A 25,515-nucleotide genomic window follows, 5' to 3' on the forward strand; every position below is an offset into this window, starting at 1 on the left:
GGGTGAAAAGTGATGGCGCATTTAGATACAGTTCAAAAACAAAGCAGTAGAAAACCACTTGGCGCTCAGGTCAATATTCCACCACGACGTATGGATTTTGATTTTTCTAAGGCACCAATCAATGGCTATGCCAATGATGCTTATATGACAACTTTTTGGGCTGCATTTTCTGCACTATTTCCAAAAGGAGAATCTTTTTTCGTTGAGTCAGTACGACATTATCGCAACCAAGTACAAGGCGATATTTTAAAAGCTCAAATTGCAGGGTTCATTGGTCAAGAAGCTATGCATAGTAAAGAGCATGTTTCATTTAATAAGTTCTTTGCTGCACAAGGCTATCCAATGGATCATTTGGACCGAGATGTAGGAAATTTATTGTCCTTAATACAAGAATACGCTCCACATCGACTGCAATTAGCGATCACCGTTTGTTTAGAGCATTACACGGCTATCATTGCTGAGTATTGTTTGAAAGCTGATCATATGCATCGCTTGGCTGATCCAGAAATTTTAAAAATATGGTTATGGCATGCCTTAGAAGAAAATGAACACAAAACAGTGGCTTTTGATGTGTATCAACAAATTGGAGGGCACTATCTTGAGCGCAGCCTAATGATGATTCCAACGACCTTCACTTTGGCATTCATGTTCTTGTGGTTTCATGGACGTTTATTGGCTCATGACAAACGATTATTTTCGATCACCAAAAATTGGCGTGGTATTAAGCATTTTTGGGGACGTGGCGGTATGTTTCAGGGAATCGTTCCACAATTATTAGATTTCTTTAAACCTAATTTTCATCCAAGTCAGCATGACACTTGTCAGTTGTTGAATGAGTGGAGAGAAAAGTTATTTGGTGAGTACGGAATTTTAAAAAATGAAATGAATTCCGCAAACAATAAAAAGTTAATGAATTAACTGAAATTCAATAGGAAATAAAATGAGAAAAGGATTTCTATTGATTGCCTTGATGTTGGGCTTTCAATCAGTACAAGCAAAAATAGATATTTGTGTGTTTGATTTGCAGGGTAAAGCAGGAGAATCATATAAAACCGTCGAGGAGTGGGCTTTGGCAGCCAAAGCATGGAAAGTGGATATGAATCTCATCCCTTATCAAGATGAAGCTAAAGCGCAAAATGATTTTGATGCTGGGAAATGTGATGGTGTTTCCATGACCTCCATGCGAGCACGTAAATATAATAAATTCGCAGGTTCAATCGATGCGCTGGGTGCCGTGCCGAATAATTCGATTGCCAAAAAAGCAATTACTTATGTACTTGATCCTCGCAATAGAAATCGCCTAGTTACAGAAATGGATGGCGATAAGTATGAGGTTGCGGTGATTGTCCAAATCGGACTCGCTTATGTTTTTGTACGGGATAAAAATATTGATACGATCGAAAAGGGTAAAGGGAAAAAGTTTGCTTACTTACATTATGATCAAGCACAAAAGATGATTGTAGAGCGTTTGCAATTGGTTGGTGTGCCATCTGAAATTTCAGACTTTGCAAAAAAGTTTAATCAAAATCAAGTCGATGTGATTGCTGCACCTGCTTATGCATATAAACCTTTAGAAATTGAAAAAGGTATTAGTGTAAATGGGGCGATGTTTAACTTCCCCGTGGTTAATTTAACGGGTGATATTATTATTCGACCGAACAAATTTCCTCAAGGCTTTGGGCTCAAATCACGAGCTTGGGCAACTCAACAGTTGAATAAGAATTTTACGAATATTGCTCGTTTGGAGTCGGAAATACCGACAAAATATAAACGTAGCTTATCAGCTGATGATAAACGCCGTTATCAGCAAATGTTGCGCGATGGACGCATCGAACTGACTAAATTAGGCGTATATGACCGTACGATGATGAGTGTACTAAAGCGTGCCCGTTGTACGGTGGAACGTACTAATTTCGAATGTTCTTTGAGTGGGGAATAATTACAACTACTAATTATTCATGTGGTAGCTGATAGTCTCTAGAGGATTCAAGAATAATAAGAATTTTTGAATCTACTTTAAAAAAACAAAAGCCTACAGAAAGTAGGCTTTTCTATGCATAAATTAGAATAAAACAAACTGAATCCGACAAATCATAAATAGAAAAGAATCTCAATTCGTGATAATTCTATCTCCAATATACAAAAAAAAGCTCAAATGAGGGCAAAATGGATAATTCAGAACAAAACATCCACAAGCAAGAAAATCAAGGTTATGCGCGTATAGAGCCATATACTCAACCCGCTGGAGGTTGGGGTGCATTGCTTAGCGTTGCACGTAACCTAAAACGTCAAGATGTTCTAAAAAAAGGTTCAATCACACTATTAAACATTAATCAGCCGACAGGCTTTGATTGTCCAGGTTGTGCATGGCCTGAAAAAAAAGATACTCATGCCTTTAACTTTTGTGAAAATGGTGCAAAGGCTGTTGCTTTTGAGGCAACTAGTAAAACAGTAACACCAGAATTTTTTGCAAAACATACTGTGAGTTGGCTATCTGAGCAGAGTGATTTTTATTTAGAGGATTTAGGTCGCCTCACTGATCCTATGCGATATGACATCGTGTCAGATAAATATATTCCGATCAGTTGGGACGAAGCTTTTAAGCTGATTGCAAAACATCTCCAAGCACTGGATGACCCCAATCAAGCGGCTTTCTATACATCTGGACGTACCAGTAATGAAGCAGCTTTTTTATATCAATTATTTGTAAGAAGCTTTGGAACCAACAATTTCCCTGATTGCTCGAATATGTGCCATGAGACCACCAGTGTGGGATTAAAGCAGTCGATCGGTTTAGGGAAAGGCACTGTAATTCTAGATGATTTTGATCAGGCTGATGCTATCTTTAGTTTTGGTCATAATCCAGGAACTAACCATCCTCGAATGTTAGCAACTTTAAGAGAAGTTTCTAAACGGGGAGGTAATATTGTCGCAATTAATCCAATTAAAGAGCGTGGTTTGGAGCGTTTCCAAGACCCACAAGCGCCTTTGGAGATGATGACTAACAGCAGTACACCAATTAGTCGTTATTATTTTCAACCTAAAATTGGTGGGGACTACGCATTACTTTTAGGGGTCCTTAAGCATTTATCTGAATGGGATAAAAAAGCATTAGCGCGAGGCAAATCTAGCGTATTTGATCGAAGCTTTATCGAAAAAAATACGGTTGGTTTTGAGCAGATGATCGCTGAGGTTGATCGAACAGAATGGGAGCAAATTCATAAATACACAGGGCTTCCACCTGAACATTTGGAATCAATTGCACAAATGTTTTTAGATGCTAAAACCGCGATTTTTTGTTGGGGGATGGGAATTACTCAGCATCGTCACGGTACAGCCAATATTCATATGTTAGCCAATCTGATGTTGGCTCGAGGGCATATTGGACGACCTGGTTCAGGTCTATGCCCAGTTCGTGGTCATAGTAATGTACAAGGCGATCGGACGATGGGTATCAACGAAAACCCAAGTGAGCAGTTACTTGATAGTCTCGATCGAGTTTTTGGCATTCAATCACCACGAAAACATGGATATGGTGTGGTTGATACCATCAAAGCAATGTATGAGGGTCAAGTAAAGGTCTTTATTGGTTTAGGTGGGAATTTTGCAGTTGCAACACCTGATACGCCGTATACACAAGAGGCTTTACGCAAATGTAATTTGACCGTTCATATTGCAACAAAGTTGAATCGCAGTCATTTGGTGTGTGGTGCAGATGCCTTAATTCTTCCATGTTTAGGGCGGACAGAAGTTGATCAACAGCTTCATGGACCTCAAGCAATTTCTGTCGAAGATTCCATGAGTAATGTGCATTTATCAGCAGGACGCAATCCTCCAATCTCAGAAAATATCTTATCGGAACCTGATATTGTTGCTCGCATGGCTGAGGCAGTATTACCAACGAGTCAAGTCAAATGGCGATGGTACATTGAAAGTTATGATCGCATTCGTGATTCGATTGCAGATGTATTTGATGAATTCCATGATTTCAATCAACGTGTTTATCAAACAGGAGGTTTCCATTTAGAACATCCAGCTAATCAACATGTTTGGAATACGCCAAGTGGCAAAGCACAATTTTTAATTACCCCTTTGGCGGAAGTGTATGAAGATACCGAACATCAATATGCAGCCGCGTATACTCAACAAAAAGTTTATACCTTAATGACCACTCGATCGCATGATCAATACAACACAACCTTATATGGACTTGATGATCGATATAGAGGTGTTTTTGGTCAACGACGAGTGCTGTTTATGAATCAGTTAGATATCGATTCGGCAGGCTTTGAGGGAGATCAATGGGTCGATATTGAAAGTGTATTCTCTGATGGTGTTAAACGAATTGTGCATAGTTTTCGCATCGTGCCATATAACATACCTGTGGGCAGTTTGGCTGCATATTATCCAGAGACTAATCCATTGGTCGCACTCGGTAGCCATGACAAACAGGCAAAAATTCCTGCATCAAAAAGTGTGCCTGTGATACTACATGCTGGAAAAGCACCTGAGCATTTTAACTTGGCTGTAGAAGTTGAACCTGAGTTAGCAAATCAACGTGTAAGCAATCTCTAGTGAATAAATTTGATACTTGTTGAGCTGATTGGGAGACTAAATACTGTGGTGGTAGATACATTAGGCTATGAAACTGTAGAGGTACATCGTTTTCATCAGAATACGTCTGAAAATGAAATGGATTATATTGTTCAAGAATATCCTGTTGCATTGATTTATAACGGTATTTCTCATGCAGTGATGATGGCGACACCCGCTGATCTCGAAGTTTTTGCAAAAGGATTTAGTCTTTCTGAAGGTATTATAAATAGTTTAAATGAGCTATATGCAATTGAAATGAATCAAAATGAACTTGGAATCCAAATAGAGATGACGATTTCATCACGTGCTTTTATAGCTTTAAAACAACATCGACGCATGATGGTGGGTCGCACAGGTTGCGGGTTATGTGGAATTGAAAGCCTGAAGCAACTCTATTTAGATCTTCCGAGCATTTCTACACGTTTAAAGCCTTCTTGGTTAAATCAAATTCCAAGTGCGATGGCACAACTCAAGGTGAGACAAACAATCAGTGAACTTACAGGTGGTGCTCATGCAGCAGCTTGGGTTGTTAATGGACAAATTATTGCTTTATTTGAAGATGTCGGTCGGCATAATGCATTGGATAAATTGCTTGGCTATTTGGCTGAGCAAAAGTTAGATGTCGGAGATGGATTTGTTGTGATGACCAGTCGTGCCAGTTATGAACTGATTCGCAAATGCGCCCAATACAACATAGCTTTGCTGGCAACGATTTCTGCTCCAACCAGTATGGCGATTGAGATGGCAAAAAAATTAAATTTAACTCTAGCCAGTTTTTGTCGTGGGGATAAGTTTGTTCTATATAGCCAATAATTATCAATATCTAGACTTTTTAAAGGCAATCAATAATTTATGCCTCAGCTTTTGCTAACTCTGTTTCGATATAGCTAATAATCATCGTACTTAAACCTTTAACCATTTCATCAAAGCTAATTTGAGGGTTAGGTAAGATGAGATGACGAGCGACGTTAAAGATACTGCTGTTGATACTGATATAGGCTGTAACGCTCAAATTATTAACTTTTAGATATCGAGGATGGCGCATCATATATTTCATGAGCACTTCCATCAACGCCATTTCAATTTGTCCGATATAGCGTTCATATTTAAGTTCTGTGGCATAGCGTAGACATATAAGATAACGATCATTGTCGCGTGTGAGCAAATCTCGGAACGTATAAAAGATCATCTGAAACAATGGTTCAAGCTCCATTTCCACGATGATAGGAGTAAGTTCTTTCACCATATCTAATACTTCTTTTACAAAAGATTTGGCCATCGCATCATAAATTTCTTCTTTATTCTTAAAGTATTCATAAAGTGAACCTACACTTACTCCAGCAATATCAGCAATATGACGGGTCGTTGTTCCACTGGTTCCATTGGCAGCAACAGCGATAAAACCTGCTTCGATGATAGTATCAACAGTAACTTTTGAGCGATTTTGACGAGGTTTACGAGTAGCCATTTCAGTGAAAAATAAAATCCGAACATATTGTCAGATTAGCATGCCCTGATATCTCATGAAAGTTCTATTAAATTAATCCGAACAAAAATAATTACTAATTTTTAAATTATTCTTTTGAATTTGTAATAAACACCAGCTTAGATAAGATAAATAAAATTATTTCATTATTTTTTCTTAATTATGTTTTATTTAAATTAATGATAATTATTGTTTTTAATTTTAATTGCTGTGGATTTTTATGATTGAGATTACTTGTTGAGTCGTATCAATATTAGAAAAATATAGGATAAAAAATCTTCATTTTTACCCGAATTGAATCCGAACATAAGATCGGTTTACATTTGTTCTAGTAGGGAACTAGGTTCAATAAAATCTCCCGAATCTTTTTTCGTAACTTAAAAAAGAATGAGTGTGGCGAAAAGAGATGAACCTAATCCAAAGAATATTAAAGGGCAAATGACGCTCAAGTGAAGTAGGTAGGTGTAGCCATGATTAGCAGCACGTTGAACAAAGGTTTGAGTTTATTTAAATCCAACCCAATAACTGAGCAAATCGATTTTGCGAGTAAAAAGAGCATACCCATTCGACACTTGGCAATCGGATTTGAAGGTAAACAGATTGATTTATCATTCTATATGAATAACCAGTTTGCAACGATTTTCTTTGCAACGCTTTCTGTTTTCTTGACTTATGGTGAAGACTTAGTGATTGAAACAGCACGTCACCATCGTGATTTGCTCAAAGATCCTATTTTAAAACAACGTGTAACCTCTTTGATTGGTCAAGAAGCGATTCATTCTAAATTACACAATGAATTTAATGACGCAATTGTTGAACTTGATTATCCAGTGCGCTTGTATCGTTTTCTTGGTGAAAAGTTTTTTGATCATATTTTCTTGAAATTCCCACAACCATTAAAACTTTCTCTAATGGCTGGAATCGAGCATTTCACGGCCGTGTTAGCAGAATACATGATGGCGCATGAGCAGAACTTCTATTTTTCTGATGATGCAAAGACACGTGCCTTGTGGATGTGGCACATGCTTGAAGAGTCTGAACATAAGGATGTTGCTTATGATGTTTATCAAACATTGAATGGTAATTATGCGTTACGTGTTACAGGATTCTTCCTTGCATATTTCACGATTCTTGGGTTGATTCCATTTTCAGCAACATTAGTTCCAGTCTTGCGTAAACCGCAAGAAATGTTAACGGCGAAGTTTTGGAAAGATGCTCGACGTGGTGTGAAATTAATCTTTAGTCCTAAAGATGGTGTGTTCGGTAGTACTCAGGCTCGAATCTTTGATTATTTGCGCAGAGATTTCCATCCTAACGATCATGATGCGTCAGAATATTTTAAATACTACGAGAAAAAATTGTTATCAGAAGGCGGTGCTTTACATCCTTTCTTTGTGAAGGAGTTTACACCTAAAGTTCAGGCAGCTTGATTGATTTAAAGCGATGCAGTGCGCTAGTGAATTATCGTTTTCGAGTGGCAAAAATGATCAATTCGTTATGAGCAATTTGGTTCTTGTTGGTCATATTTTGCTAGTGCACTATGCATCGAATATCTTGATAAAGACCAGTATTAGATTTTATCGAGATAATGTTTGGCACAAACATTCTTAGAAATTTTTTAAGAGCTGAGATGTTTCAAATTGCAGAAATAATCTTAAAGACAATTTGATCATTTCATTGGATGTGCCGCTATTAATTTTTATATTACTCTCTCTGTGGGTGACAAGCGATGGTCGCTCAAGTTATTCGAAATGTATTTTCAGACAAACTTAGTACTAAATATCAAGGCATTGTCCAAAATTTAGCGAACAAGGCTCCAATTCCTATTCGTCATTTTGATTTCAAATTTAATCCAGCTGAGTTGGATCAGAAGTTCTTCTTAAATAAAGAGTTGGCGACTTCTTATTTTCATGCTTTATCGATTTTCTTAACCTTTGGTGAGGATGTGGTCATTGAGACAGCTCGTCACCATCGTGAATTTATTAATGATCCGATTTTGAAACAAAGATTGACTTCATTAATTGGTCAAGAAGCAATTCACTCAAAAATTCATAATCAATTCAATGATGAAGTTCTCAAAGAGAATGGTTATCCAGTCGAATTACTTCGTGCGATTGCAGATAAAGTGTTTGAGTACGGAATTTATAAACTACCGCACTCTATGCAGCTATCTTTGATGGCAGGTATTGAGCATTACACCGCTGTACTCGCTGAATTTATGATGCAGCATGAAGAATATTTACTTGGTTCGCAAGATGAAAGACAACGTGCGATGTGGATGTGGCACATGCTCGAAGAATCAGAGCATAAAGATATTGCTTATGATGTGTTTCTAGAGTTATCGGGCGATTACTGGGTTCGTATCACGGGATTCTTACTTGCAAGTTTAACCATTTTAGGTGGTGTTTCTTTAGGTGGTTACTTGATGCCATTTATTCGTAAGCCAAGTAATTTGATCAATCCACGTTATATGAAAGATGTATTAGAAAGTACAGCTTTGTTATTCGGTAGTGAACGAGGTGTATTTGGTAGTAGCTTTATGCATATCTTGGAATATTTACGTCCAAGCTTCCATCCAAACGACCATGACACTACAAAATACATGGAATATTACAAAGAGCGTTTATTAAATCCAGAAACAGGTTTGTTATCACCTTATTTCTTAAAAGAATTTGTGCCACCTGTTCGTGCAGCATCTGCATAACTTGGTCAAGCTGAAACAATATTTTGGAATACAAATATGAAATTATTTGGAAAGAAAGCCAAACCAAGCCAAAACGCATATGCAGTGGTAACTGGTGCGGGAAGTGGGATTGGTCGTAGTTTTGCACTTGAACTGGCAAAGCGTGGCGGGACTGTGGTTTGCTCCGATATTAACTTGGATGCAGCAAAAGAAACGGTTGCCTTAATCGAGCAATTGGGTTCAAAAGCTTTTGCAGTAAAGTGCGATGTTGGAAATGCTAAACAAGTTGAAAAGCTTGCTGACCAAGCAGAACAACTTATGCAACACCCAACAACACTTGTGATCAACAATGCTGGTGTTGGATTGGGTGGTAAGTTTGATGAAACCTCTCTGGAAGATTGGAAATGGGTTTCAGATATTAACTTATGGGGCGTGATTCATGGTTGTCACTATTTCGTACCAAAGTTTAAACAACTTGGTCGCGGTGCAATTATCAATGTTGCTTCAGCAGCGTCTTATACTGCGGCACCTGAAATGACAGCGTATAACGTGACTAAAGCTGGGGTACGTGCTTTGTCTGAAACGCTTTCAGCTGAATTGAGAAAACATAACATCAAAGTTAATGTGTTATGTCCAACATTGGTGCCGACCAATATCATCAAAAACGGAAAAGTACCGCACAAGGGTATCTTGGACTATGCACTGACAAACTTGGCCTTCACGACCAGTGACAAAGTTGCCAAGCTGACATTAGATCGTTTGGATAAAGATCAGCTTTATACCATCCCTCAGATTGACGCAAAACTATTCTGGTTAATGAAACGTACTGCTCCGAATTTATATGCAAAATTCTTGGGTACATCATACCGATTAATGAAATAAAACCTGTTTAGGAAAAGATTTTAATTACTGAGATAAGCTTTTTTTAGGTTAATTAATGCTTATTTCAGTTAAATAAATGAAAGGATATTTTGAATGACAGCTCAAGCAAAAAAATTAAATTCTGCTGACAAAAAAGCACTCCCACAGCATATTTACGATACGTTTATCGTAGGCGCAGGGATTTCAGGTATTGCAACAGCAATCCGTCTTGATCAAGTTGGTTATAGCAACTACAAGATCATTGAAAAGGCAACACGCGTTGGTGGTACTTGGCGTGAAAACACTTATCCAGGTTGTGGTTGTGACGTACCGTCAGCTTTGTATTCATACTCATTTGCACCAAGTGCAAAATGGAGTCACTTATTTGCTCGTCAACCTGAAATTTTGAACTACTTAGAAGAAGTGAGTGAGAATTTTGGCGTAAGTTCAAAAATTGAATTTGGTACAGAGTTACTCAGTGCAAAATGGGATAATGAGCGTAATTTATGGGTGATGGATACTAATAAAGGGCAGTTCTTGTCACGTTCAGCTATTTTCGCAACAGGCCCAATTACCGAAGCTCAAATTCCAAAATTAGATGGTCTAGAGACCTTTACTGGCGAAATGTTCCATTCAGCAAGATGGAATCATGATTATGATTTGACTGGTAAACGTATTGCGGTCATTGGAACGGGCGCATCAGCAATTCAGTTTGTGCCACAAATTCAACCAAAAGCTAAAGAATTATATGTATTCCAGCGTACCGCGCCGTGGGTTGTTCCAAAACCTGATACGGATTTAGGCGATGTAAGTAAAAAATTAATCGAGAAATATCCATTAATTCAAAAAACTTGGCGCCAAGCAGTTGCTCAATCATTGAATGCAATTAACTTTGGTTTACGTAATCCTGCTGTGTTAAAGCCAGTCGGTGAGTTGGCTAAACTGATTTTACGTTTCCAAATTGAAGACGCAGAGTTACGTAAAAATGTAACGCCAAACTTCACCATTGGTTGTAAGCGTTTATTGTTCGCAAACAACTATTATCCAGCTTTACAGCAACCAAATACTAAACTCATCCCTCATGGTTTAGTCAAGGTTGAAGGTAATACTGTTGTTGCTGCAAATGGTGAGCGTCATGAAGTTGATGTGATCATTTGGGGTACAGGTTTTGAAGTCTCTCATCCACCGATTGGCAAGCGTGTTGCGAATGAAAAAGGTGAGATTTTAAATGACCTTTGGAAAAGCAGTTCTCCAGAAGCGTATTTAGGTACAAGCATTGAAAACGTACCAAATGCCTTCTTAGTTTTGGGTCCGAATGTTCTGGTATATGACTCTTTTATTGGTCTAGCAGAAGCTCAACTTGATTATATCGTTGATGGTTTATTGAAAATTAGAGATCAAGGTATTGCCAAGTTAAACATCAAACCTGAAGTGATTAAAAAGCACAATGAGTTAGTACAAAAGCATCTTAAAACCACTGTTTTCAATGCTGGTGGATGTAAGAGCTACTATTTAGATGCAAATGGTCGAAACTTTGCTGCTTGGCCTTGGTCATTGAAAAAGTTAAAACAACGTTTAAAACAGATGGATTTAAACGATTACCAAGTGACGTATCAAACTGAAAAGACCAACTAATTTTTTAGTCGAGTGATATTAGGGCAGTAAATTTTATCTTAGGATGGAGTTTGCTGCTTATTTTTTGCAAGATACAAATAAATTAGGTAATAAATATGAAAGATGGACAATCAAGCCGAACGGCTGAGGCGGCTGCGGCATTACGTGCGAATCATTTTCAAAATGCTCAAAATCCAGTTTTTTCTGACCCATTTGCATTTGAGCTAACCAGTAAAGGTTGGCAAAAATTATTGAAAACATCGCTCACCGTTAAAGTGATGAACTCAACTGTATTTAACCGAACGTTAGGTTTACTGACAGGGCAAGTTGTTGGTCGTTCTCGATATGCAGAAGACTTATTGCAAAAGGCGATTCAGCAAGGAACTCAGCAATATGTCTTGGTGGGTGCAGGTTTAGATTCGTTCACGTTGAGACAAGCACAGCGCTATCCTAATTTAAAAATTTTTGAAGTTGATCATCCTGATACCCAAGCGGCAAAACAGTTGAAACTCAAAGAATTTGGTGACATTCCAGCTAATGTTGAGTTTGTGTCGATTGATTTTGAAAAAGAGTCGATTGCAGATGCTTTGGCAAGAAGTTCATTTCAACAAGATGGAAAAGCATTTTTTTCTTGGTTGGGTACAACACACTATCTTGAACCACAGACCACACTACATACTTTATCGAGTATTGCTCAAATCGCTAGCGAGGGAAGTGAAGTAGTTTTAGATTATTCAATTGACTATCGTGAATTGGATGGTGTTGAGCGTTTCGGGAGTTTATTTGTTTCACAATTTACCCGTTTCTTAAAAGAACCATTAAAAGGTCAGTTTCGACCGAAAGATTTGCATCAAGCTGTAAATGAAATTGGCTATCAAGTTATAGAGGATTTATCAGGTGATGGTCTAAGTGAGCGCTATTTTTATCAGCGTCCTGATCATATTCGACATACGATAGCAACGCATATGTTGCATCTACTTTTAGCTAAATAGGCATCTATATGGCTTAGCTCCTAAGAGTTTGGGGCTAAGTGTCTACATATAAAAGATGCTTAATTAAAATAAATTCTGTATAAAATCCCATTCTGAAATTAATAAAAATAAATATTGGTAAAGCAAAGTGTTGGAGTATATTGCTAAAATAAATCAATAAAAGAAAGAGTAGCAATTGGGAAGCGTATGTACATTGATCTAAACAGCGATTTAGGCGAGAGCTATGGCTCATGGTCTATGGGTAATGATGAACAAATACTTCCGATTGTTAGTAGTGCCAACATTGCTTGCGGTTTTCATGCAGGCGATCCCAAAAGTATTCTACAAACATTGAAGCAAGCTGCTCAATTAAAAGTGAGTATTGGAGCGCATGTCTCCTATCCAGACTTAGTGGGTTTTGGCCGTCGTAATATGGATGTGGCATATGATGAGTTATATGCAGATGTCTTGTATCAAATTTCAGCTTTACAAGGTCTAGCACTAGTCGCAGGCACTAGCGTTCGGTATGTAAAACCTCATGGCGCTTTGTACAACACTATCGCTACCAATTTAGTTCAAGCAAAAGCAGTTATAGATGCGATCTTAGCTTACGACTCGTCTTTGGTATTAGTCGCTTTAGCTGGTTCACCCTTAATCGAATTTGCAAGAAAGCAAGGTTTAAGAGTCGTATCAGAAGCATTTGCTGATCGTGCTTACCATCGTGATGGAACCTTGGTTTCGCGTCGTCAAGAGGGTGCGGTTTTGCATGATGTAGAAATGATTGCTGAGCGTGTATTAGATATGATCAAAAAAAAAGGTGTCATGTCTATAGAAGGTGAATTTACACCGCTTAAAGCCGATACAATCTGTTTGCATGGAGATTCGTTAGGTGCGTTACAGATGGCAAAAGTGATTCGCCAAACCTTAGCTGATCACAAAATTGCTATACATAGCTTTGTATCTTAAGACTTATAGATCATATCGTTGAGTGTTGAAATGAGATTTTTATCGGTCAATGAAAATGCATTTTTAATTGAATTAGATGCTTTAGAAACAACAATTGCAGTATATCAATCACTCAATCAAGCGAATCATCCTTATATTCAAGAATTAATTCCTGCTGCTCGAACAGTCTTGGTGTGTTTCGATCCAATTTGGATTGATCAACTTAGCTTGATCAAATGGATTCGTTCCCAAAAAATTGAATTAAAACGATTTAATTCAACTAAAGAAATTGTTATTGGTGTTCATTATGATGGTTGTGATTTAGCAGAAATAGCCGATCATTTAGGGCTAACAACTCAACAATTGATTCGAAAACATACCGAAACCTGCTGGCAAGTTGCATTCATTGGTTTTGCACCGGGATTTGCTTATTTGATGAGCCATGATCAGCCATTTGGTAGTGTCCCACGCCGATCCTCACCCCGTAAAAAAGTAACAGCAGGGTCGGTCGGTTTAGCAGGAGAATACAGCGGAATTTATCCTAAGGAGAGTCCTGGTGGGTGGCAACTGATTGGGAGAACAGATGAAATCATGTGGGATATTCACCGAGAAAATCCAGCGTTGTTACTGCCTTCTGATCAAGTGATTTTTAAAGATATTAGTCGAAACCCAACACAAACCGCTGTTTCAACAACCTTAGTTCATTCAAATTTAGCAACCCATAAACCCGCTCTATTTGAAGTATTAAATACTGGATTACAAGTTTTAGTCCAAGATCAAGGTCGGCATCATGTAGCATCTCTTGGAGTTGGAAGAGCAGGTGCGTTAGATCAGAGTAGTTTTGTTGAAGCGAACCTAATCGTTGGTAATCCTAAACACACAGCAGTGTTAGAAATTTTAAATGGCGGGCTTAAACTTAAAGTCATTCAGCCAACTGTAATCGCAGTGACGGGTGCATTGTGTGAGCTTTGGATTACTTATAAAGAGACAGGTAAAAGACAAGCCAGTTTATGCCAACCAATCGCTTTAGATGAAGGTGATGAGATCTATCTAACACAGCCTAAAGAAGGGTTGCGTAACTATCTTGCAGTTCAGGGTGGAATATATGCGGAGCAAGTTCTAGGTAGTGTCAGTTATGATTCGCTTGCAGAATTGGGTACATCACCTATTCAGGTCGGGGATCAGATTTATTCTGCTCAGTTAAAAACATATCCTGTTGAGTTAAATCATTTTGTTCGAACAAAACCAAAAGTAGGCGATGAAATCATTATAGATGTGTGTTTAGGTCCTCGAACAGATTGGTTCTCTACAGATAGTTTGGAATTGTTCTTCAATCAGCGGTGGCAAGTCAGTGCCGAAAGTAACCGAATTGGATTGAGATTAAGTGGTGAAAAACCGCTAGTGCGAGAGATCGACAAAGAGTTACCGAGTGAAGGATGTTGTACTGGTGCGATACAAGTACCTCCAAATGGTCAGCCTGTCTTATTTATGAATGATCACCCAATTACAGGCGGATATCCAGTCATCTCGAGTGTTGCAGCATATCATCTTGACCTAATCGCGCAGATTCCAACGGGGTGTTTGATTAAATTTAGACAAATTTCAGATTTTATGGACTTAAAATAAATGTACAACACACATAAGCTTTTAATTGCAAATCGGGGTGAGATTGCGGTTCGATTGATTCAAGCCTGCAAAGATTTAGCGATTAGATCGGTTGCAATCTATGCAGATGATGACATGGCGAGTTTACATGTCAAAATGGCGGATGAAGCTTGGGCGCTATCGGGTTTAACTGCAAAAGAAACTTATATCGATATTAATAAAATTTTGGCAATTGCCAAAAAAGCTCAAGTCACGATGATTCATCCAGGATATGGTTTCCTTTCAGAACGTGCTGATTTTGCGCAAGCCGTATTAGATGCAGGGCTTATCTGGGTTGGGCCACCGCCTAAGGCAATTCAACAACTTGGTGACAAGATTCAAGCAAGAAAAATTGCTCAATCAGTTGGTGCTCCATTGGTACAGGGCACAGCACAACCACTACAGTCTGCAGAAGAAGCACTAAAGTTTGCTAAACAATATGGCCTCCCGATTGCTATCAAGGCCGCTTATGGTGGCGGTGGACGTGGTTTAAAGGTCGCTTGGGAGCTCGAGGAAGTTGCGAGCCTGTATGAGTCTGCCGTAAGAGAAGCTACAGCAGCCTTTGGACGAGGCGAATGTTATGTTGAGCAATATTTGGATAAGCCTAGACATATTGAAGCTCAGATTCTCGCAGATCAGTTAGGTCATATCGTTGTTGTTGGAACACGAGATTGCTCTTTGCAAAGACGTAATCAAAAGCTTGTAGAGGAAGCGCCAGCACCATTTATATCCGATGAGATTTATCAGCAAATTGTAAGTTCATCGATCAAGCTATGTCGTGCAGTTGATTATGTCGGGGCTGGTACAGTCGAATATTTATTGAGCCAACAAAATAGCAAGCTGTCATTTTTGGAAGTTAATACACGATTACAAGTTGAACATCCCGTGTCTGAACAAACTTCGGGATTAGATATTGTCGTGGAACAAATAAAAATTGCATTAGGTGAACCGCTTTCAATCCAAGCTACGCCGAAAGCTCAAACACACGCAATTGAGTTTCGTATCAATGCCGAAGATCCTGCACGTGGATTTATTCCCTCATTTGGTCAAATATCCAAATTTATGGCGCCATCCGGTATTGGAATTCGTCTAGACACAGGCGTTATGCAAGGAAGTGAAGTCTCCTGCCATTTTGATTCTTTACTCGCAAAATTAATCGTGACGGGACCAACACGTGAGATTGCCATTCAACGAGCTAAAAGGGCTTTAGCTGCTTTTGAAATAGAAGGTATAGCCACTGTTTTATCTTTTCATAAAGCAGTATTGCAACATCCAGATTTTGTTGACGAATTTAAAGTACATACGCGATGGATTGAGCAAGATTTTTCTCACGAATATGAAGTTCAACAGCGAAGTATGATTCAGGATGATCATCAATTTGCACGCTTCATGATTGAAATAGATGGGAAGTTACAACAAATTGGATTGCCGAAGGAGTTTTTAAATTTTCAAAGCGTTCAACAGCATGTAAAACCTATAGAAGAAGTTAAAGTGTTTGATGAAAAATCACTGCTTGCTCCAATCTCAGGTGTAATTACAGCTTGGAAAGTAGAAGACAATCAAATGGTGGAAAAAGGTGATGTAGTTGCAGTGATGGAGGCAATGAAAATGGAAGTTCAGGTGATTGCTCATCGCAGTGGAGAGATTAAGCAATTAGCACAGATCCATCAAAATTATTCAAACGATGAGAAAATAGCAGAGATTCATCATCCAGCTTGAGACTATGATCATAAAAAAGCCACTAGATCATTATCTAGTGGCTTTGTATGGGTTAACGACGACTTTGATTGTACACAGCCATAGCTGCTGGTAGGTTTTTACGCATATCGCCAATACGTTGAGTATTTGATGGATGTGTTGATAAGAACGATGCACCGCCAGGACCATCAAGACGATTCATTTTTTCCCATAAGCTAATTGCCGCGTTAGGATTGTATCCAGCGCGCGCCATTAACATCAAACCGCCGTAATCGGCACGACTTTCGAGATTACGAGAATAAGGTAAACCAATACCAATTTGGCTACCTAAGTTAATTGCTGCATTTCCAGCTTCACCAATATTAGCGCCTGCGTAGCTGGTACCAATACCAATGGCTAGGCTAGTCAGTGCTTGAGCCCCAATTTTGCTTTTAGCATGCTCTTCAAGAGCATGGGTCATTTCATGTCCCATAATTGCAGCGATTTCATCATTGGTTAAATTAAGCTTATTTACGATACCTGTGTAGAAAACAACTTTACCGCCAGGTGCGACATAAGCATTCACGTTGTCAGATTTCAACACTGCAAGCTGCCAATCAAAGCGTTGTCCAGTTTGATTCATTCGATCTGCATAAGGTTTTAAACGTAAGAAAACCGTATTGATACGTTGATAAGTGCTAGAACTAGTATCAAGTTGGTTTTTAGCACGAGCTTCTTGAGTCATTTTAGAGAAACTTTGTGCTGATTGAGCATTCAAAGTTGCACTATCTGCACCAGCCATATCAGCAAAAGAAGCACAACCAGAAATGGTCATCACTGATGCTGCACAAAGGCTTAAAGCCAGCTTCTTCATACTTATTCTCTCCAAATCAGTATCTTATTGGTTTAATCTTTCATTAGAATTATAAAAAATGTTTGAAGCGCATAACATTCTGAATCTCTCTATAATCATTGTAATTATGTAATCAAACTGAAAATGATATTTGAGATAAATCAAAAAATTAAAGCCAGTGTGAGGCACTGGCTTTGTTAAGAGTCACTTGAAGCGTGTAACCATTATTCTTCGTCGTCAAACTCTTCTTCAGTAAATGCATTTTCTTCTAATGACGTATCAAAAATTAAAATTGCTTTACCATCAGTTTGAATCATGCCTTGATCTTCAAGCGTCTTAAGAACACGTCCAACCATTTCACGTGAACAACCGACAATACGACCAATCTCTTGGCGAGTAATACGGATCTGACGACCATTTGGTAAGATCATTGCTTCTGGTTGTGAAGATAAATCAATTAAACAACGTGCAATACGACCAGACACATCAATAAATGCAAGGTCAGTTACTTTACGTGTTGTATTTTTTAAGCGGCGAACTAATTGAGCAAATACCGCGTAGCTCAAATCAGGATATTGTTTGCTTAATTCGTGGAAGTTGTCATATGAAATCTCGGCGATTTCACAAACATCACGAGTTCTTACTTCCGCAGTACGTTGTGGGTTCTTCTCAAAAAGACCCATTTCGCCAAAGAAATCCCCAGGGTTTAAGTATGCAACGACAATCTCACGTTCATCATCTTCACGTAAAATAATTGACACCGAACCTTTTAATATTAAATACAGTGATTTTGATTCCGTTCCAGCGTCAACAATCGTGGTGCGTTTAGGGTATCTGTTAATATGAGCACGTTTTAGCAAGGCTTTAACAGATTCAGGTAATTGACCTGGTGATAAAGCATCAGTGCTAAGCTGTGAAAAATTTGAAGTCATGCTTAAAATTTCCGAATTTGGATAAAACCGATCGCACAGGCCTTGTTAGAGCCTTTTCTACACAGAAGAGATGAAATTCCTTATCAACTCATTTTATGTTAGTGTACAAGAACAGAGTAAATTTATAACGTTTTTTGGGTAGTTGCAATGCAAACAAGTGTACATTGGTTAGAGAATGTTGCTTTTGAAGCGAAATCAGAAAGTGGTCACACTGTGCTGATGGATGGTTCCGCTGAATATGGTGGTGAAAACCGTGGTCCACGTCCTATGGAGTTGATTTTAATGGGACTTGGTGGGTGTGCTTCGTTTGATATTGTGACCATTTTAAAGAAATCTCGTCAAGATGTGACCAATGTCGTATGTCAGCTAAAAGCTGAACGTGCTGACGCGATTCCAGCAGTTTTTACTAAAATCCATTTGCACTTTATTGTGACTGGAAAAGCTGTCAAAGAAAAGCAAGTTGAGAAAGCAGTTGAACTTTCTGCTGAAAAATATTGTTCGGCAAGTAAAATGTTATCTGATGGTGGTGTCGAAATCACGCATGATTTTGAAATTGTTGAAACTGCTGAAGCTTAAGATTGTTTAGATTTTCTAAAAGGTGATCGATATCGATCACCTTTTTTATTTTAAAAATAATTGTGGATCAACTCGTGCATTATTTAAACTCATACCCCAATGCAAATGTGCGCCTGTCACTCGTCCAGTTTTTCCTATAAGACCGATAAGTTGACCTTGACGAATAGTTTGACCTTTTTCAACATCAATTTTACTTAAGTGGCAAAACATGCTGATTAAGCCCTGACCATGATCAATCATGATGGTATTACCATTGAAAAAGTAGTTTCCAGTCTGAACGACAATACCATCAGCAGGTGCAATTACTTTTTGTCCTACAGGTGCAGGAATATCTAATCCAGAATGTGGAGCACGTTCTTCTCCATTAAAAAAACGCTTCCGACCAAACGAATTACTGAATTTACCTTTAGTTGGACTGATAAAATTGGGAAATTGAGTCCAAGTACTGTTTGTAAAAGAGTCGTAAATATCATTTTGTTCTTTGGCTTCGCGAGCATAGCGGTCAAGTTGCGCTTGAGTAGGATTTACATAATCCTGATTTTTTACGTTTAAACGTTGCTCAGCATATGAGAATGCATTGATCTCAATTTGAATTGGGGCGATATTCGTTTCTAGGCTCAATATTCCAGCAGGAGCAGATAAAGGAATACCGAAAACAGCATATCGTTTAGAATTTTCACGGGAAATTAAAACAGGTTTATGGTTATAAAACACCTGCGTTATTTGGTCTGATAATGGTATTACCGCAATTCCTCCCGCTCGACGCGAGTCTTTAGGTAATTCAGCTACTGAGACTGATGAAAGTGTAATAAGAACAGAAGAAATAACAAACTTATTAAAATACATTGCTTTCAATGACAAGAAAATATTTATGTCAAAGTAGGTCAGATTGAAATTATAAGCAATAGTCCATTTGTGATATTTCAACACATTAAAAATTTATAAAATTATACTTGAAATAGGGAGTTTATAGTCCCATATTATTACTGAGTTATATTAATGATGATTAATATAAATTTTTGAAATATATATAAATTTTATTTGAAATTTAAAAATTAGTTCCCATCTTAATTACAAGTTGAAAATTTGTTGTGAGGAATAACAAGAATGCGTTTTGAAAAATTTACAAACCGTTTACAGCAAGCTCTTTCAGATGCTCAATCGTTAGCAATGGGTAAGGATCATACAGCGATAGCAGGAATTCATATTCTGACAACCTTGTTAGAAGAGCCTGCTAATTTAAGCTTATTACAACAGGCTGGCGCTCGCTTACCTGAGTTAAAGCAGAAATTAGAGCAAGCTTTAAAAAATGCTCCGACATTAGCAAACCCAACAGGTGATATTAATCTTAATCCTGAAGCGGTAAAGGCATTGAATCTTGCGGATCGCTATGCACAGAAAGTTGGTGATGAGTTTTTATCAACAGATTGGGTGTTGTTGGGTTTAGCGGAGACAGGCGAAACCAAAACTATTTTGAATGGTGTTGGTGTTACAGCAGAGAATTTACGTAAAGTCATTGAAAATATTAGAGGAAATGACAAGGTTATGAGTAATAATCACGAAGATCAACGTGACTCATTAAATAAATATACGATTGATTTAACTGAGCGTGCATTGGCAGGTAAGTTAGACCCTGTGATTGGGCGTGATGATGAAATTCGCCGTACCATTCAAGTGTTGTCGCGCCGTACCAAGAATAACCCTGTGTTAATTGGTGAGCCTGGTGTGGGTAAAACCGCAATTGTAGAGGGATTGGCACAACGAATCATCAATGGTGAAGTACCTGAAAGCTTGAAGAATAAGCGTGTACTCTCTTTGGATTTGGGCTCATTACTTGCGGGTGCAAAATATCGAGGTGAGTTTGAGGAGCGCTTAAAAGCCGTTCTAAAAGACCTTGCGAAGCATGAGGGTGAAATCATTCTCTTCATCGATGAGTTGCATACACTTGTTGGTGCTGGTAAGGGTGATGGTGCGATGGATGCAGGTAATATGTTAAAACCTGCTTTGGCTCGCGGTGAGTTGCGTTGTGTTGGTGCAACGACTTTAGATGAATATCGTCAATACATTGAAAAAGATGCTGCACTTGAGCGCCGCTTCCAAAAAGTCTTGGTAGATGAACCGAGTGTGGAAGATACGATTGCAATTTTACGTGGTCTTAAAGAGAAATATGCAACACATCACGGTGTACAAATTCTAGACTCAGCGATTATTGCTGCTGCGAAAATGTCTCATCGATATATTACCGATCGTCAGTTACCAGATAAGGCGATTGACTTGATTGATGAAGCTGCATCGCGCATCAAAATGGAGATCGACTCTAAACCTGAAGCTTTAGATAAATTGGATCGCCGCTTAATTCAGTTAAAAATGCAACTAGAAGCGGTGAAAAAAGATGAAGATGCGGGGAGTAAAGCTGAAGTTAATCATTTAGAGCAACAGATTGCTGAAAAGCAAAAAGAGTACAATGATCTAGAGGAAATTTGGAAAGCTGAAAAAACACTGGTCGAAGGTGATAAAAAGGCTCAAGTTGAACTTGATCAAGCACGTGTTGCTTTAGAAAAAGCAAAGCGTGAAGGTGATTTAGCTGAGGCTGCACGTTTGCAATACGGTGTGATTCCAGAGTTACAAAAACGTTTGGAACAAGCTGAAGTCGCTGAAGAAAATGAGGAACCAAAGCTCATTCGTACTAAAGTGACTGAAAATGAAATTGCTGAGGTGGTAAGTGCAGCAACAGGAATCCCTGTTTCAAAAATGCTTCAAGGCGAGCGTGAGAAACTTCTTAATATGGAAGAGTTTTTACATAATCGTGTAGTTGGCCAAGATGAAGCAGTAGTTGCCGTATCGAATGCAGTTCGTCGTTCACGTGCAGGTTTGTCAGATCCAAATCGTCCAAGTGGATCATTTTTATTCCTTGGTCCAACTGGGGTTGGTAAAACTGAGTTGACTAAAGCATTAGCAAACTTCTTGTTTGATAGTGATGATGCGATGATTCGTATTGATATGTCTGAATTTATGGAGAAGCACTCAGTTAGCCGTTTAGTCGGTGCACCTCCAGGTTATGTTGGTTATGAAGAGGGTGGTGTTTTAACTGAAGCTGTACGTCGTAAACCTTATAGCGTTGTACTGTTTGATGAGGTGGAAAAAGCACATCCAGATGTATTCAATATCTTATTACAAGTGTTGGATGATGGTCGTTTAACGGATTCGCAAGGTCGTGTGGTTGACTTCAAAAATACGGTTATCGTAATGACATCTAACCTAGGTTCACAAGATGTTCGTGAATTAGGAGAAGGTGCAACTGATGATGAGGTAAGAACTGTTGTCATGAGTGCTGTAAGTCAGCATTTCCGTCCAGAGTTTATCAACCGTATTGATGAGCTAGTGATCTTCCACTCACTACAAAAAGCTCAGATACGTGGTATCGCCGATATTCAGTTAGATCGTTTACGTTCCCGTTTGAATGATCGTGATATGGGCTTAACTGTTGATGATACAGCGTTTGATCTGTTAATTGATGCTGGTTTTGACCCGATCTATGGAGCTAGACCTTTGAAACGTGCGATACAACAGCAAGTTGAAAATAGTCTTGCTCAAAAAATATTATCAGGTGAGTTCCAACCAGGAGATAATATTTTGATTAAAGCTGAGGGTGGACAACTGGTATTTGATAAAATCAAACTCAGTTAAATTTTAAAATCTTCAAGTTAAAAAGATGGTGACATAAGTCACCATCTTTTTTTGTATTAAGCAATTTATCAGATTTTTCAATGAATATTACCAATGACATTGCGACATTATGAAAAACTTGATACTTTCTGAGCAAATAAGAAAAAAATTCAGGATGAATTGCAATGGAAAAAAAGCAGCACTATTACACCAATATCGGTGTAATTTTGTTCATAACCGCTCTGCCTTTGAAAGGTTGGGCTGTTCAGCCACTATCAGAAAGGATTCTTGCTCAACAAACAGCTATATTAAACAATACCTTACCTTATATTATTCAGAAAGCTGAACAAGATGCTCAGAAGCCTGAGGAAGAGCGGTGGCGTGCTCAGCGAATTTTAAGTGATAATTATTTGCGAGAAATTCGTATTGAAACGCTTTTAGATGGTGTTCTGTCGCCATACGAAGAACAAAAGAAAAATAATGTCGCTGACTTGCGAGAAAAGAAAAAGGCAACGATCAAGCCTCATGCACAAGATCCAGATCGCTTTACGATATATGAGTTTGAATCATCAAATATCAAAGGTGAGATTCGGATTACTGTCAAGTAACCCGATCTCTTGGATGATTTACTTAGATTTGTCGATGTTGGATTTTCCAAGCACGATGGATTTTGTGATTTCGTTTGAAATCTAAACCGATGGTTTCAGACGTAATTTCCTCAATCTGATACATCGCTTCAATTTCTTCATCTAACTCAAACCCACGATAGTTGTTTGAGAAATACAAGGTACCATCACTTGTTAGGCGATTCATAGCACGTTTAATTAATGAAACATGATCACGCTGAACGTCAAAAGTCCCGTAGAATTTCTTTGAGTTTGAGAAAGTAGGTGGATCAATAAAGATTAAATCATATTGTTCATGACCTTCTTTTAACCACTCAAAGCAATCACTCGCAAAGAACATATGTTGTTCATCGGCATGATCAACAGTTAATCCGTTCAATACAAAGTTTTCTTTTGACCAGCTCAAGTAAGTATTAGATAAATCCACACTCGTTGTGCTTGCTGCTCCACCCAAAGCGGCATGTAAGCTTGCTGTTGAAGTATAACTATACAAATTAAGGAAGTGTTTTCCACGTGCTTCTTTTGCAATACGTAAACGCATTTGACGATGGTCTAGGAATAGACCTGTATCCAAATAATCAGTCAAGTTTACTAAGATACGTGCTTTACCTTCTTGTACGATAAAGCGTTTTGATGCTGTACTTTGCTTGGTATATTGATTTGTACCCGTTTGTCTAGCACGTGTTTTGATAAAAATCGCATCACGATTTAGACCTGTAACTGCACGAATAGCAGCTAAAGCTAAATTGAAACGTTTTTTAGCTTTTTCAGGATCAATACTTTTTGGTGGGGCATATTCTTGTACGTGTAATCGATCACCATAAAGATCGACAGCAACATTAAAATCAGGCAAATCTGCATCATAAATACGTAAACAGAATACGTTTTCTTTTACAGCCCATTTTTTTAGGTTTTGCATATTTTTTTGCAAACGGTTTGTAAAATCTTCTGCACCTTCAATTTTTTCAAATTGTTGAGGTTGCCATGTCGCTAGAAATGGTTGAGTAACTGTTGCTGGTTTAATTGTTCCGAATCGAGTGTAGATCGGCAATTTACCATTCATCAAACGTAATGTTTGAGGGTCATTAAATGCCAAAACATCCGCTTGTTCAATTTGCGCAGCGATGATTGCAGCACGCTGATTTGGAAAATTTTTCTGTAATAAGCTAGATAAACCTAGATAAAGTGAGCGGTTAGATGCTTTATCACCTAAACGTTCACCATAAGGAGGATTCGTTACGATAAATGCTTTTTTACCTTCAGCGTGGAAATCATCCCAATCTGCTAAAGTACGTTCTTCAATCTGGATTTGATCCAATAGTTTTTCGAAGCCTGCAGCAATAATATTTTGACGCGTCGCTTTAACAGCTTCCCAATCAGCATCGTAAGCATAAAATGTTGGTAAATCTTGTTCTAGCGCTTTTTCATGGCGTTCAGCAGCTTCGGCTTTGAGAGATAACCATAAATCACGATCATGTCCATGCCAACCATTGAATCCAAAACGTCTCACTAATCCTGGTGCACGATCAGTGAGTATCATGAGTGACTCAATGATAAATGTTCCTGAACCACACATTGGATCTAAAATAATATCAGGTCGATAATTTGCTAAATCTGCTTTTAGTAATATCGCAGCTGCAAGGTTTTCTTTGATCGGAGCGTCAGTCATAAAGCGGCGATAGCCACGCTTGTGCAATGAGTCACCCGATAAATCTAAGCAATAAGTATGTTCAGTTTTGCCAGCCAAAGCATAAAGGGTAATTTCAGGCTGTTTAATATCGATACTTGGACGCTTACCAACAGCTTCCATAAACGAATCGACAACACCATCTTTCACACGTAAAGTTGCAAATTGAGTGTTTACTTTAATGTCTCGTTCAACATGTAAACGCACTGCGAAGGTGCTTTGCGGTGCAAAAATGAGAGACCAGTCAAAGCTGATTGCACCTTCATAGAGTTCTTCTGCGACATCACGGGCATCATGAGTATGTTCTAATTCGTGAGTGTGGATCGGTAACAACACGCGAGAAGCAAGTCTAGACCACATACAAACACGATATGCATTTTCTAGTGTACCTTTAAATACCAAACGTCCAGCAAAGCGTTGAATGTTTTGAATACCTAAATTTTCAAGTTCTTGTTGTAATAAGGTCTCAAGTCCATCCGCACAGGTCACCCAATAGTTTGTCAGACGTTGTGTAGAATTCATGCACATTTCCAAAAAAGCAGTTCAGCAATCGGCTATTTTAACTGATTTTTAATGAAACTGTCGGTGCAAATTTGTGTGATCGACCGCATTATTGACTATTATTTTTACTATTTTTAATCAATTTTCATAAAAATATTCTTTAAGTTTAAATGTATTTTTAATTATTGGTACATATT

Annotated in this window: 20 protein-coding genes; 15 read left to right on the top strand and 5 right to left on the bottom strand. The window is 38.3% G+C overall.

Annotation, left to right across the window (positions count from 1 at the left end; translation table 11 throughout):
• Window positions 1-12 precede the first annotated feature (12 nt).
• From H2677_RS06515 to fdhD, 4 genes are all read left to right on the top strand, one after another.
• Window positions 13-918: a metal-dependent hydrolase gene (locus H2677_RS06515; RefSeq protein WP_212639425.1), complete on the top strand. Its 906-nt coding sequence runs from the start codon at window positions 13-15 to the stop codon at window positions 916-918.
• A 22-nt stretch (window positions 919-940) separates the two neighbouring features.
• Window positions 941-1,939: a putative solute-binding protein gene (locus H2677_RS06520; RefSeq protein ID WP_212639426.1), complete on the top strand. Its 999-nt coding sequence runs from the start codon at window positions 941-943 to the stop codon at window positions 1,937-1,939.
• A 227-nt stretch (window positions 1,940-2,166) separates the two neighbouring features.
• Window positions 2,167-4,575 (top strand): FdhF/YdeP family oxidoreductase, encoded by a 2,409-nt coding sequence (locus H2677_RS06525; protein ID WP_212639427.1) that lies wholly within the window; start codon window positions 2,167-2,169, stop codon window positions 4,573-4,575.
• A gap of 45 nt (window positions 4,576-4,620) precedes the next feature.
• Complete coding sequence (fdhD, locus tag H2677_RS06530; protein ID WP_212639428.1) at window positions 4,621-5,409, top strand: formate dehydrogenase accessory sulfurtransferase FdhD; 789 nt, start codon at window positions 4,621-4,623, stop codon at window positions 5,407-5,409.
• Between the two features lie 37 nt (window positions 5,410-5,446).
• Here fdhD and H2677_RS06535 read toward each other — a convergent pair whose 3' ends face one another.
• Window positions 5,447-6,064, bottom strand: a complete 618-nt coding sequence (locus tag H2677_RS06535) for a TetR/AcrR family transcriptional regulator (RefSeq protein ID WP_004953586.1) — start codon at window positions 6,062-6,064, stop codon at window positions 5,447-5,449.
• A 488-nt stretch (window positions 6,065-6,552) separates the two neighbouring features.
• Here H2677_RS06535 and H2677_RS06540 point away from each other — a divergent pair, with 488 nt between their 5' ends.
• The 8 genes from H2677_RS06540 (at window position 6,553) to H2677_RS06575 (ending at window position 16,519) form a co-directional block, all read left to right on the top strand.
• Window positions 6,553-7,512 carry a metal-dependent hydrolase gene (locus H2677_RS06540; protein ID WP_004953589.1) on the top strand — a complete coding sequence of 320 codons (960 nt, stop codon included), beginning with the start codon at window positions 6,553-6,555 and terminating at the stop codon, window positions 7,510-7,512.
• Window positions 7,513-7,811: 299 nt separating this feature from the next.
• On the top strand, window positions 7,812-8,786 hold the full coding sequence (locus H2677_RS06545) for a metal-dependent hydrolase (protein WP_017395081.1): 975 nt from the start codon (window positions 7,812-7,814) through the stop codon (window positions 8,784-8,786).
• A gap of 36 nt (window positions 8,787-8,822) precedes the next feature.
• Entirely contained in the window at window positions 8,823-9,647 is an 825-nt protein-coding gene (locus H2677_RS06550; RefSeq protein WP_004953592.1) for an SDR family NAD(P)-dependent oxidoreductase, read from the top strand.
• 93 nt (window positions 9,648-9,740) lie between these two features.
• Complete coding sequence (locus tag H2677_RS06555; RefSeq protein WP_004953594.1) at window positions 9,741-11,261, top strand: flavin-containing monooxygenase; 1,521 nt, start codon at window positions 9,741-9,743, stop codon at window positions 11,259-11,261.
• A gap of 95 nt (window positions 11,262-11,356) precedes the next feature.
• Window positions 11,357-12,232, top strand: a complete 876-nt coding sequence (locus H2677_RS06560; RefSeq protein WP_212639429.1) for a class I SAM-dependent methyltransferase — start codon at window positions 11,357-11,359, stop codon at window positions 12,230-12,232.
• A gap of 186 nt (window positions 12,233-12,418) precedes the next feature.
• The gene (locus tag H2677_RS06565) at window positions 12,419-13,177 is read left to right on the top strand and encodes a LamB/YcsF family protein (RefSeq protein WP_212639430.1); all 759 of its coding nucleotides are present in this window, start codon (window positions 12,419-12,421) and stop codon (window positions 13,175-13,177) included.
• 30 nt (window positions 13,178-13,207) lie between these two features.
• Window positions 13,208-14,782, top strand: a complete 1,575-nt coding sequence (locus H2677_RS06570) for a 5-oxoprolinase subunit B/C family protein (protein ID WP_212639431.1) — start codon at window positions 13,208-13,210, stop codon at window positions 14,780-14,782.
• Complete coding sequence (locus tag H2677_RS06575; protein ID WP_212639432.1) at window positions 14,783-16,519, top strand: acetyl/propionyl/methylcrotonyl-CoA carboxylase subunit alpha; 1,737 nt, start codon at window positions 14,783-14,785, stop codon at window positions 16,517-16,519.
• A 52-nt stretch (window positions 16,520-16,571) separates the two neighbouring features.
• Here the strand turns inward: H2677_RS06575 and H2677_RS06580 are convergent, their stop codons facing one another.
• Window positions 16,572-17,351 carry a M48 family metallopeptidase gene (locus H2677_RS06580; RefSeq protein WP_004915079.1) on the bottom strand — a complete coding sequence of 260 codons (780 nt, stop codon included), beginning with the start codon at window positions 17,349-17,351 and terminating at the stop codon, window positions 16,572-16,574.
• Window positions 17,352-17,554: 203 nt separating this feature from the next.
• Window positions 17,555-18,262, bottom strand: a complete 708-nt coding sequence (gene crp, locus H2677_RS06585) for a cAMP-activated global transcriptional regulator CRP (RefSeq protein WP_004915082.1) — start codon at window positions 18,260-18,262, stop codon at window positions 17,555-17,557.
• 147 nt (window positions 18,263-18,409) lie between these two features.
• Here crp and H2677_RS06590 point away from each other — a divergent pair, with 147 nt between their 5' ends.
• Complete coding sequence (locus tag H2677_RS06590; protein ID WP_004953612.1) at window positions 18,410-18,838, top strand: OsmC family protein; 429 nt, start codon at window positions 18,410-18,412, stop codon at window positions 18,836-18,838.
• A gap of 45 nt (window positions 18,839-18,883) precedes the next feature.
• Here H2677_RS06590 and H2677_RS06595 read toward each other — a convergent pair whose 3' ends face one another.
• Window positions 18,884-19,684: a M23 family metallopeptidase gene (locus tag H2677_RS06595; RefSeq protein ID WP_212639433.1), complete on the bottom strand. Its 801-nt coding sequence runs from the start codon at window positions 19,682-19,684 to the stop codon at window positions 18,884-18,886.
• 261 nt (window positions 19,685-19,945) lie between these two features.
• On the opposite strand from H2677_RS06595, the gene clpB reads away from it, so the two are divergent.
• On the top strand, window positions 19,946-22,525 hold the full coding sequence (gene clpB / locus H2677_RS06600; RefSeq protein ID WP_168153760.1) for an ATP-dependent chaperone ClpB: 2,580 nt from the start codon (window positions 19,946-19,948) through the stop codon (window positions 22,523-22,525).
• 164 nt (window positions 22,526-22,689) lie between these two features.
• A complete protein-coding gene (locus tag H2677_RS06605; protein WP_004915093.1) occupies window positions 22,690-23,112 on the top strand; it encodes a hypothetical protein in 423 nt (140 codons plus the stop codon).
• A 22-nt stretch (window positions 23,113-23,134) separates the two neighbouring features.
• On the opposite strand, the gene rlmKL is transcribed toward H2677_RS06605, so the two are convergent.
• A complete protein-coding gene (rlmKL, locus tag H2677_RS06610; protein ID WP_212639434.1) occupies window positions 23,135-25,339 on the bottom strand; it encodes a bifunctional 23S rRNA (guanine(2069)-N(7))-methyltransferase RlmK/23S rRNA (guanine(2445)-N(2))-methyltransferase RlmL in 2,205 nt (734 codons plus the stop codon).
• Window positions 25,340-25,515 lie beyond the last annotated feature (176 nt).

Source organism: Acinetobacter junii, assembly GCF_018336855.1.
Lineage (GTDB): Bacteria > Pseudomonadota > Gammaproteobacteria > Pseudomonadales > Moraxellaceae > Acinetobacter > Acinetobacter junii.